This is a genomic window from Undibacterium sp. GrIS 1.8 (assembly GCF_040544445.1).
Classification (GTDB): Bacteria; Pseudomonadota; Gammaproteobacteria; order Burkholderiales; family Burkholderiaceae_D; genus Undibacterium.
In genome coordinates this window covers 16,116-27,786 of the sequence record NZ_JBEONQ010000050.1, presented here as the reverse complement: position 1 = coordinate 27,786, position 11,671 = coordinate 16,116, and the positions used below count along the sequence as shown (strand labels likewise).

Here is an 11,671-nt window from a genome sequence, read left to right as displayed (position 1 = left end):
TGCCTCGGCTATCGAACGCCGTTTGAGGTTTTTTATAATTTGGATATACTCCCACTAAAACTTACCTCCCGTTGCTCTTCGTAGCTGAATCCGCCCGGTTTTATTAAGCTAGTAAATGAAATCTAGTTTTATATACTTCCCTATAGTATATTTTTACTGCCCATATAATAAATGGACAATCCGATATTTTCTATAAAAATAATAGGGAGTATATTGAAATCATGATTACCACTAGCATTGTTGTCGGATGACCCAATAATTGAAAAGCCGGGTTCTGATTACAAAGGCTTTTTTTAACAAGCTTCTTCACATCTGGCGTGGTGAAGTGACGAAGAAGGTGAAAAAAATTTCGGCTTGCATGACCCTGATACTGAAAATACGGATGCGTTGACAAGACGCATCAACAGATTGCTTAGTGCCCTTAGGAGCAGGTCAAACGATTTTCTTGAGCGGTTCGTATGGGGCGCAAGCGGTCTTTCACCAAGTCGTTCCAATTGCCTTTTTCAGCGTCTTGGCATCTAGAATCTAGCTATCGCAGTATGCGGGGTTTGTCGGGATTTTTATACTTTTATAGATTTCAGGCAAAACCGCTGCATGCAAGACCCCAAGCCACTCTCAGGAGAAATCCATGTCCAAATTATCCCACAGCGCCCAGATTAATCTTTAGGTCTTGCGTTATACCCTGCGGTCGATCAAACTATAGAATAGTGGCGCTAGCACGCATACTGGGGATTTATACAGCGACGATTTTTTGGTAATATGCACAACAGTTAAACCGCGCACGTACAAAAGCGAGCTTTTGACACGGACGAAGTGACACAGCTACGTAGGCTGATGTCCAAAAAACAGGGGTAGTTTGAATAGACAGAAGACGTGCCAAGAGGTGTTGCGATCCGCGACAGACCGTCTCAACCGCAAGGACACCCGCTGAGCGTACGCCGCACATTTTCAACATTAGCTGCAAATTATGGCTTCGTTGTCAATATTGCTTATAATCAAATCACATGGACCATGAGGGGGATTGAGATTGAGTTTGGTAAAAGTATCTCTTGTATTATTGCTGGGAGGCTTGGTATGGCTGGGCGACCAATATTTCACAAACCGCTTATACCCCAACCGCACCATGCCGCCGCCAGCGGAGGCTCAGCTTAGCACTGTGACCGGTAAGATAACGAACATAAACATCACCGAGCAAAAAACCAAAAAAGGCGTCTTATTCAGTCGTTACATCGATGTCGACATCCAGTCACCACAAGGGACAGTAACGGTGCGCATCAAGGAGCCCAACCTAGGGCGGTCGCTCGAGGGGTTCGAGAGCGAAATCGTAACTGCCAAGTTTGACGCGAAGGACGACAACATGGTGTTCAGCCTAGGCACAACGGCCCGCCAAGCCATCACCTACCGCGAGACTGCAGATTGGCGGGCGGCACTTGCGGAGTCTAACAAGGGCGGATACCTGTTCGGCTGGATCGCCGTGGCGCTGGGAATGGGGGGCTGTGGCTGGGGCGAAAAACGACTGAAGCTTGATTGGTCTGCGCTTAAAGGCTTGAAAGTACCCATTTATAGATTTCTTTGTTTGCGAAAATAGTTCAGAGGCGAGTATGCCGCTAGCCCTTGTGCAATTTGAGTTTGAAGCTAGTGCGCCAGAACAAGCCGATACAGGAGTTTGCCTTTAATGAGGGCTAACGACACTGGGATTTTCACAATGAGCAGCAAGGCCGGCAGCCTCGTCTACATCGTGCAGTGCGCGGAGCCGGAGCGTTTCTTTTGGTATCTTTTTATACGGTGGATATCGCCTTTGTGATGGTTGGGAGTATGGCCTTTGGTATCTGGCATCGCCATAGCTTCGAGGCGGAGCCATTGCCAACCCTTCTAACCGTCGTTTATGAAAGCCCTCAATGCGAGTCTGAATTTGGAAATTCATGCCCAATTTAAATGACAGCTTTGGGCCTGACTCAGATGTCACGATTAAGCGATAGCAGCCGGTCGATAGCGTGGTCCAGTGGGCGTTTCTAAGCTCAAACCTCAGAAAATCCCGGCGGCGTGTATTTGGTCAGCCATATTGCGCTTCACTCGCAATGGTTTTTTCTTGTCGCTGCGCAGAGCGAACCGTTAGTTGTGTCGATACCTACTACGGATGTTGTCCTCTACATCTTGGAGACATCTCCCGGTGCAATCGAAGCGTTCAGGGTTCTGGCAACTCGTACAGCTGCAAATGCCTCCAACCCCTTGGGCCTGCAATTTTGAAATGAACATTAGAAAGGTGGGAGTTGGTGCCTTGACCACCAAGACGCTGAACCAGTCGTTCTAATCGACAGCCCTCGGGAAGTCTCGATCTGCAGCTGAATTTCAATGCTAAAACTGCATCTTGAGTAACCGCTTCCGAGCGCGGCGTACGCCAGCTTTGGGCTTGAACCAGACTTACGTTCGATGGTCACTAACGACCACTAACCGCTAGGTGCCGAAAGTGGAAATCCGACTAATGTACGGCAGCCATTGCTTGTCTCGCGAAAAATGGCTCTGCCTGAACGATCTTTTCAATAAGTGCATCACGCGATTTTCACTAATTTGACTCACTTTTCACCTTCTGTGTGACCCGACAATTGTAGTGACAAAAAAATGACCGGTCAGACCGGTCATTTTTGATATTACCCAAACCTATCCTCTACAGCATCAAGCCGCCTTTTGTGCCTGACTTGGGGTAGAAAACTCGGCGATCAAGCTTGCTTCTTTGGCTTTTGCCGCTTCAAAATGACGTTCTTTGACGTGGCCATAACCGCGGATATCTTCTGGAATACTGGCAATCGCTACTGCCTTCGGCAAATTGTCCTTCGTCAATTGCGTTAACAATTTGCTGATAGTGGCTTTGTATTCGACTGGCAAAGCGCGTTCCATCTTGCGTTCTGCGGTGTAGCCGAATATATCAAACGCACCACCGCGCAGGGATTTGAGCTTGGCCAAGATGCCAAAACCTTTCATCATCCACGGGCCAAACTGCTGCTTGATCAAATGACCTTTGTCATCTTTTTTAGCTAGCAAAGGTGGCGCTAAATGGAAGTTGATTTTGTAGTCACCCTCAAACATGCCAGCGATTTTTTGCTGGAATTTGCCATCGGTGTACAGACGGGCGACTTCGTATTCATCTTTGTATGCCATCAGTTTGAACAGATATTTAGCGACCGCTTCCGTCAGACGTAATGGCTTGCCATCAGCGATGCTAGTTTCTGCGGCTTTGACTTTGTTCACAAACTCGCTGTACTGCAAAGCATAGGCAGCGTCCTGATACTCCGTGAGGAAAGCAATGCGTTTGCTGATGGTGTCATCTAAAGTTGGTGCACGTTTGAGCTCAATCACTTGCGCTGGCGTGACCAGTTTTTTGACCGCTGCCAGATCATGTGCCGCGACGCGACCCCAGTTAAAAGCTTGCTTGTTGAAGTCGATTGCAACGGCATTCAATTCCAACGCGCGCATCAGCGCGGCTTGGGTCAAAGGTACCCAGCCTTTTTGCCAGGCATAGCCGAGCATAAACATGTTGGAGGCGATGTTATCGCCCATCAGCGTAGTCGCAATGTGGGACGCATCGATCATGTCCACACGATCGATGCCACAGGCTTTGCCAATTTCCGCCTCGGCGGCTTCCACAGGAAATTGCCAGTCTGGATTTTTGATAAAGGTCGATGTCGGCGATACGGAAGAATTGACCACGGCACGGGTACGGCCCTCGCCCATGCGTGACAGTGCATCGCGACTCGCCGTCACGATTTCATCGCAACCAATGACGACGTCAGCCATACCTGTACCGACGCGAGTGGAATGTAGATCGTCGGCATTGTCTGCCAAGCGCACATGCGACATCACCGCGCCGCCTTTTTGTGCCAGGCCAGTAATATCCAATACCGAGCACGCTTTGCCTTCCAGATGCGCGGCCATCGCCATCACCTGACCGATGGTAATCACGCCGGTGCCGCCGATACCTGTTACCAAGACATTCAGTGGCTCGGTGGTGGCAGGTAAAACTGGATCAGGTAAGCTGGCTACATCCAGCGCCGTGCCCTGCTCTACTTTGGCTTTGGCAGGCTTTTTCAGCTTGCCCCCCTCGACCGTAACAAAACTTGGGCAAAAGCCATTCACGCAAGAAAAATCTTTGTTGCAGGAAGACTGATTGATCTGACGCTTACGACCAAATTCGGTTTCTAATGGTTCGACAGAAAGGCAGTTGGATTGCACGGAGCAATCGCCGCAACCTTCGCAGACAGCCTCATTGATCACAGCGCGTTTGGCTGGATCAGGAAAGCCAGGTTTGCCATCTTTATCAAATTTTTTCCGGCGGCGACGTTTTTCTGAGGCGCAGGTTTGATCATAAATCATGGCAGAGGTACCAATGACTTCGCGCAGTTCGCGCTGGACTGCATCCAGTTCGCTGCGATGACGCACAGTGACGCCGGGCGCCCAGTTGTAGTCGGCTGGATATTTTTCTGGCTCATCGGTCACAACGATAATCGGGGTGACACCTTCAGCTGCGATCTGGCGTGAAATCATGCCAGGATCGAGCGGACCGTCAAACTCTTGACCGCCCGTCATCGCAACCGCGTCGTTGAACAAAATTTTGTAAGTAATGTTGACCTTGCCGGCCACCGCAGCACGGATCGCCAGCAGACCGGAATGGAAATACGTACCATCACCCAGATTGCTGAAGACATGCTTCTCGGTAGTGAACGGTGACTGCCCTACCCAAGTCACACCTTCTCCACCCATATGGCTGAAGACGGTAGATTCGCGGTTCATCCAGGTCACCATGTAATGGCAACCAATACCAGCTAATGCGCGGCTGCCTTCGGGCAATTTGGTGGAAGTATTGTGCGGACAACCTGAGCAAAAATGCGGTACACGGTCTTTGTTAGGGTCGGGCTTGGCAGCGATATTTAAAGCTGCTTCTTTGGCTTCCAGATACGCTACACGCTCTTTCACACGTTGTTCTACCGGATGGCCGGAGAAGTATTTAGTAATACGCGATGCAATTGCACGGGCGATTTGTGCCGGGCTTAATTCATACGTTGCTGGCAGCAACCAGTCACCATGACCGGCGTGATCCAGATCACTCCATTCGCCGGTGTCGTCGAACTTACCAACGACGCGCGGACGTACATCATCTTGCCAGTTGTAGAGTTCTTCTTTAATCGCGTATTCCAGAATCTGACGCTTCTCTTCCACGACCAGAATCTCATCCAGACCTGTCGCAAATTCGCGCACGCCCTGGGATTCCAGCGGCCAGGTCATACCGATTTTGTATAAACGGATACCGATATCGGCAGCCGCTTGTTCATCAATCCCCAGATCGGCCAATGCCTGACGTGTATCTAAATAAGACTTACCGGCAGTGATAATCCCGACTTTGGCACGTGGACTATCCCAGATAATTTGATTGAGTTTATTGGCACGCGCATAGGCCAGAGCACCGTACCATTTATAGTTGATCATGCGCGTTTCTTGCGCTAATACTGGATCGGGAGTACGGATGCTGATGCCATCCGCTGGCATCTGGAAATCGCTAGGGATAATCGGCTTGATGCGATCAGGATCGATATCGACGGAGGCGCCTGATTCGACCACTTCGGTCACACATTTCATCGATACCCACAAGCCGGTGTAGCGAGAGAGCGCAATACCATGCAAGCCGTAATCTAAATACTCTTGTACCGAGGACGGGTACAGCACCGGAATACCGCAGGCTTTTAAAATATGTTCGGACTGATGCGCAGCGGTAGAAGACTTCGCGGCATGATCATCACCCGCGATGACCAGTACACCACCATGTTTGGACGTGCCTGCCAGATTCGCATGTTTAAACACGTCGCCACAACGATCGACGCCTGGACCTTTGCCGTACCACATCGCAAATACTCCGTCATATTTAGCGCCGGGGAATAAATTGACTTGCTGCGTACCCCAGACCGAGGTTGCGGCTAAATCTTCATTCACGCCAGGATGAAATTTGACATGCGCTTTTTCTAAATGTTTTTTAGCTTTGGCGGCAGTCAGATCGACGTTGCCTAGCGGTGAGCCGCGATAGCCTGTGATGTAGCCAGCGGTGTTGAGCCCGGCTTTTTCATCGGCTTGACGTTGCAGCATCATCAAGCGGATGAGCGCTTGCGTGCCAGTCATAAAAGCGCGGCCGCGCTTTAGGGTAAATTTGTCGTCCAGCGTGATGTCATTGTCGATCAACGTCTGTGACTTGATGGGTGCGTTCATGGGGTCTCCGTGCTTTTCACCAGGCGAGGGTATCGCCTTAAATCGAATCGAAAGAATCACCTTGTGAGTGAATCATATACTTTTTATCCCACCTCTAAACCAAAATACAGGAACAGCACACACTCATACAACGAGGTGATAGTTCGCAGTGATCGTTTTAACTCGTTTGATCTCGTTTGATCTAAGGATGGATTACGATGCCTCGCACACTAACATGGTGTACTGCCCGTCTCAATGGACAGTACAGCACAAAAAGACCAGTACAGTATGACTGACAGATGAAGGAAGTGTACTGGTTTTTGAATGCTATCTCAACCAAACCAAAATTAAACCAAAACGAAATCCCGCTAAGCCGCGCCCCGGCGTACCGATGAGGTCGCGCTTGATAAAGTCGCTTTAAAACTAGGACGCAGCTTTGCTACTACCGTCCCACCAAGTTCAATACGGATACGGGAATCGATTAAATCAGCTTAAAAATCTGCGACAATGATTTTGAACTGGATTGATCGCAAGAAAATCATTGAAACGAATTAGCTAACACCACAACCTTTTAAAGAGGACAGCATGGCAACTCTCCAACAGCTTGTCAGTCGCTTTATGGCTCCGTCTAGCCTGATCATGGGCAAGTTCAGTTTGCGCGCCAAATTATTGTGTATGGCAGCTGTGTTTGTATTACCGATGTTGCTTCTGAGCGTCAATATCATTTCTAATTATCAGCAAGAACTTCAAAGCGTAGTGGCAGATAGTCAAGTCGCCTCACCAGCTATACAAACCAGCCAGACCGAACAGAATAAAGCTACCAACATACTTGAGCGCAGCGAGGACTTGCGTTTTAAGCGCAATTCCGCTGGCGCAATCGCGCTGATAGTATTGTTACTGGCCGCGTATTTGTTTTATGGCTTTTATTATTCGCTGATGCAGGGATTAACTGCCGTTACCCTCGCCGCCAAATCAGGTGCCTCGGGCGATCTGACGACACAAGTGATCGTCATTGGAAAAGATGAGTTAGCCACCACGGGGCAAACTTTAGAAACGATGAATTACAACTTGTCGGCACTGGTCGCTAATGTAAGAACCAATTCCAGCATGGTGTCGCAACTGGGTCATCAACTGGCGACTGGCATCAGCGACTTATCCACTCGCACGGAGCAGCAGGCATCCAGTCTGGAGCAAACTTCTGCCAGCGTAGAAGACCTGGCAGAAACCGTACAAAAAAATGCCGCCAGTGCCAGATCGGTGGATACTCTCGCCGCCAATGTCCGTCTGATTGCAGAATCGGGTAGCAGCACCATGAGTGCAGCGGTCGAATCTATGAATGGCATCCAAACCAGTGCGTTGAAGATGCAAGAAATCGTCAGCCTGATTGATACCATCGCCTTCCAGACCAATATTCTCGCTCTTAACGCGGCGGTTGAGGCGGCACGCGCAGGTGAACAAGGGCGTGGCTTTGCGGTAGTCGCGGCCGAAGTGCGCAATCTGGCGCAACGTAGTGCAGGCTCGGCCAAAGAGATCAAATTGCTGATTGATGATTCCGTCAATCGGGTTAAAACAGGTGTCTCGCAGATTAACGAGGTCAACACCACGCTGGCCGATATTGTGGATGGCATCCGTAATCTGGCAGGCAATATCAACTCCATTTCTACCGCCTCAGAAGAACAAAGCAATGGCTTGGCACAAATCTCAGAGGCGATACGCCATCTGGATGAGATCACCCAAAGTAATGGTCAGATGGCAGAAGAAGCCAAAAATGCGTCCATCAATCTGGAAGATCGCGCTACCGCCTTATCGAAAGCGGTGTCCTCATTCAAACTGCGGCAAGGCACGGCAGATGAAGCATATGCCTTGGTTAAAAAAGCAGTGGCGCTTTACCAAAACAGCGGTAAAGCTGCGCTGCAGCTCATTACCGCCGATAAAAATCACCAATTTGCTGACCGCGACATGTACGTATTTGCCTTTGACCGTAGCGGCCAATACATAGCCTTTGCCGGGAATTCGTCTAAATTACAAGTCAATCTGCTACAAGTCACCGGATTGGATGGTCGCAAATTAGTTGCTGACGCCTTCGCAATCCCGCGCAGCGGCGGCTGGGTTGATTACACGATTTTGAACCCGAACACAAAGAATGTGGATACGAAAACATCGTACATCGTGCCGGTTTCCAAAGATGTCGTCCTAGGTTGCGGCGTGTATAAAATTGTCTAAGATTGCCTGAAATTAGAGAAGACTGCCGACGAGGGCATCAGTGGCGATCACTGTTTAGGCTAACTTATACCGGCGAAAAGCTAGCGTATTTGCGCTAAAAATGTTGTTACCATCGCCGATAACATCATCAGGAAGATTCATCGGCGATTTATAAACAGAGCCACGCGAATCAATATACTCCCCTAATTTTTTTCTATTTATGGCATGAAGGTCAATTAAGTTATGGACACTCTATATATACTAATATGGAGTATGCTTATTAATCTTGATCAATGCAGCCAAATATTTGAGCCCAAGATAGGCCGATGTAAGGCCGATGCCAGACCGATATTAGACCGATACCAAACGCAGAAATTTTCCCTTTGCACTAAGGTTGACGGGTAAGTCACGGCTAAAGTAGTAGCGGCAAACCCTTGATCAGCGCTAGAACCAACATCAAGCAAGTTATAATAAAACGATGAAACTCAAATTCACCAAAATGCATGGCGCAGGTAACGACTTTGTTGTGATTGACGCCATCAATCAAGCTATTTCTTTTACGCCTGAGCAGTGGAAATTGCTGGCTGATCGCCGCTTTGGTGTTGGCGCCGATCAAATCCTGGTGGTCGAACGCTCTGACACCGCAGGGATTGATTTCCGCTACCGTATCTACAACGCAGATGGCGGCGAGGTCGAGCAATGTGGCAATGGCTCACGCGCTTTTGTGCGTTTTGTCATCGACAAAAAACTGACCTCTAAATCGGCCATCAAAGTAGAAACCATGTCGGGCATTATTGAGCCGCGCTTAGAGGCCGACGGCCGTATTACGGTCAACATGGGTGCACCGATACTTGATGCAGTTGCCGTACCATTTGATGCTGCCGGACTAAACGCGACACCCCAGGGACACGACTCGCTCTGGCCTTTATTGATCAATGGCAAAGCAGCGCTTTTCTCAGTCGTCTCTATGGGCAATCCGCATGCGGTGCAAGTGGTGGACGATACCGACACCGCTGCGGTCGCTCTTGACGGACCCGTGATTGAACATCACCCGCGCTTCCCTAAACGGGTGAATGCTGGTTTTATGCAAGTGCTAGATGCGCAGCATATTCGTCTGCGCGTATTTGAGCGCGGCGCTGGCGAGACTCTGGCCTGCGGCACTGGTGCCTGCGCGGCAGCAGTCGCTGGTATACGCCGTGGTTTGCTGACATCGCCAGTCCGTGTCAGTATGCAGGGCGGCGAGCTGTCAATTGCCTGGCAAGGTGAAGGCCAACCGGTATTTTTAAGCGGTCCGGCAGTCACTGTGTATGAAGGTGAAATTGATATTTAAGACATTCACATAACATTGAGTTCTAATGTATTGGCCAATGTATCTATCAATGTATTTTCGGCAGTCCGTACCACCAAAACCCTGCAGTTATCTTTGCATCATTTTTTGCATAGAATTATGCAAAATTCGCTACCGAACATTTATAAAGTTTTAAGCATGAACTCCACCGATATCGCCACTTACCTCGTCAGCCATCCGCACTTTTTTGAAGAGCATGCTGAGCTTTTATCCAGCGTTAAACTGACTAGCCCAGTACTCGGGCGCGCCATCTCGCTGCAAGAGCGGCAAATGGAAGTCGTGCGTGAAAAATATAAAGTGCTGGAACTGCGCATGGCAGAGTTAATGCGCATCGCTCAAGAAAACGATGCGATCACTACCAAGTTTCAGACATGGACGCGCTCTTTACTATTAGCACGTAACGACGTCGAACTCCCGTATGTGCTGACACAAGGCTTGCAAGATATTTTCTCTTTGCCTTACGCAACGCTGCGCTTGTGGCAAGTCGCTGAAGACTTTTCGCATACCTGGTTTGCAGAAGAGGTAAGCGAAGACGCACAGTTATTCGCCAAAGGATTAGGCACGCCTTTCTGCGGGAAAAATCAAGATTTTGAAGCATCAACCTGGATAGAAACAGACGAGAAAATTGAATCCGTCGCGATGCTACCTTTACGTATTTCGCTAGGAGCCGGCTCACCGAACACCTTTGGCTTGCTGGTACTTGGCTCTCCCGACCCAGCTCGTTTTACCAAAGAAATGGCGACCGATTTTTTAGTCAAAATTGCAGACACCAGCAGCGCTGCACTGAGCTGTCTGATTGATTAGTTGATTAACCAGTATATGAAATGATGCGATTACTTTTTAACGAGCCTATCGTAATAGCAATATAAATTTGGTCGATGTCGCTCATATCTTAAAACTGCTCACTAAGAATTCAACATCATGTCCACTGAGGCGCAACAAAACCGCATTACAGACTATCTGGAGATGTTGCGGTCGCAGCGGCAGTTATCACCTCATACGGTGGAAAGTTACCGGTTAGATTTAGCCGAGTTGCTCAAGTTTGCAGCTGAAAGTGATTTGACAGATATATCGCATCATCAAATCCGGCGCTTTACATCGCAACTGCATGCGCAAGATTTAAATCCACGTTCGATTGCGCGCAAACTGTCTTGCTGGCGCGGCTTTTATCGCTGGCTGGCAGAGCAAACTACGATGATTGCCAATCCGGTGGATGGCATCAAACCACCGAAAAAAAGTAAATCCTTACCAAAAGCCTTGGGTACCGACGATGCGGTGCGTCTGGTATCGCAACATCGCTCGGATACGGCGACGCAAGCGGCTAACCGTGCCATGTTTGAATTGCTCTATTCCAGTGGCTTACGGGTGTCAGAACTGGTGGCGCTGGACGCTCTGCAATCTCATCAAAAAGAACATAGCTCACAAGGCTGGGTGGACATGCAGCAGGCAGAAGTCCATGTCACAGGTAAAGGCAATAAACAAAGAATAGTACCGGTCGGTCGTCCGGCACTGGAGGCAATCAAAACCTGGTTGGCTATTCGTCCTACCCTGCTGAAAGCCGATCCGCATCCGCTATTTTTAAGCGAGCGCGGTAGCCGGATTTCTGTACGGCTGGTGCAATTACGCATTAAAGCCCATGCCCAATCCTTAGGCATTCCAGCCGATGTCAGCCCACACGTCATGCGCCATTCTTTCGCCTCGCATGTGCTGCAATCCTCCGGCGACCTGCGGGCCGTGCAAGAAATGTTGGGCCATAGTTCCATCGCGGCCACCCAGATTTACACCTCGCTGGATTTCCAGCATCTGGCAAAAGTCTATGATCAGGCACATCCACGGGCAAAAAAATAAGTTGCATTTAGCCGCTACTATTTGGCTCCATGCCGATCAGCTTAT

Annotated in this window: 6 protein-coding genes; 5 read left to right on the top strand and 1 reads right to left on the bottom strand. The window is 49.3% G+C overall.

All coding sequences use genetic code 11. From position 1 onward, the window contains the following. The first annotated feature begins 1,027 nt into the window (after positions 1–1,027). Entirely contained in the window at positions 1,028–1,588 is a 561-nt protein-coding gene (locus AAKU64_RS18710; protein ID WP_354362658.1) for a hypothetical protein, read from the top strand. 1,085 nt (positions 1,589–2,673) lie between these two features. Here the strand turns inward: AAKU64_RS18710 and AAKU64_RS18705 are convergent. Beyond that, positions 2,674–6,249 carry an indolepyruvate ferredoxin oxidoreductase family protein gene (locus AAKU64_RS18705; RefSeq protein ID WP_354362657.1) on the bottom strand — a complete coding sequence of 1,192 codons (3,576 nt, stop codon included), beginning with the start codon at positions 6,247–6,249 and terminating at the stop codon, positions 2,674–2,676. Positions 6,250–6,813: 564 nt separating this feature from the next. On the opposite strand from AAKU64_RS18705, the gene AAKU64_RS18700 reads away from it, so the two are divergent. The 4 genes from AAKU64_RS18700 to xerC all read left to right on the top strand — a co-directional run bounded on the left by AAKU64_RS18700 (position 6,814) and on the right by xerC (position 11,626). Further along, the gene (locus AAKU64_RS18700) at positions 6,814–8,451 is read left to right on the top strand and encodes a methyl-accepting chemotaxis protein (RefSeq protein WP_354362656.1); all 1,638 of its coding nucleotides are present in this window, start codon (positions 6,814–6,816) and stop codon (positions 8,449–8,451) included. Between the two features lie 457 nt (positions 8,452–8,908). Then, a complete protein-coding gene (dapF, locus tag AAKU64_RS18695; protein WP_354362655.1) occupies positions 8,909–9,760 on the top strand; it encodes a diaminopimelate epimerase in 852 nt (283 codons plus the stop codon). 156 nt (positions 9,761–9,916) lie between these two features. Next, positions 9,917–10,582, top strand: coding sequence for a DUF484 family protein (locus AAKU64_RS18690; protein WP_354328910.1), 666 nt, complete (start codon positions 9,917–9,919; stop codon positions 10,580–10,582). A 117-nt stretch (positions 10,583–10,699) separates the two neighbouring features. Further along, on the top strand, positions 10,700–11,626 hold the full coding sequence (gene xerC / locus AAKU64_RS18685) for a tyrosine recombinase XerC (RefSeq protein ID WP_323492324.1): 927 nt from the start codon (positions 10,700–10,702) through the stop codon (positions 11,624–11,626). Positions 11,627–11,671: the final 45 nt, after the last annotated feature.

Coding starts and splice junctions, on each gene's coding strand:
- AAKU64_RS18705 (WP_354362657.1), bottom strand. CDS start 6,249: ATGAACGCACCCATCAAGTCACAGACGTTGATCGACAATGACATCACG.
- AAKU64_RS18700 (WP_354362656.1), top strand. CDS start 6,814: ATGGCAACTCTCCAACAGCTTGTCAGTCGCTTTATGGCTCCGTCTAGC.
- dapF (WP_354362655.1), top strand. CDS start 8,909: ATGAAACTCAAATTCACCAAAATGCATGGCGCAGGTAACGACTTTGTT.
- AAKU64_RS18690 (WP_354328910.1), top strand. CDS start 9,917: ATGAACTCCACCGATATCGCCACTTACCTCGTCAGCCATCCGCACTTT.
- xerC (WP_323492324.1), top strand. CDS start 10,700: ATGTCCACTGAGGCGCAACAAAACCGCATTACAGACTATCTGGAGATG.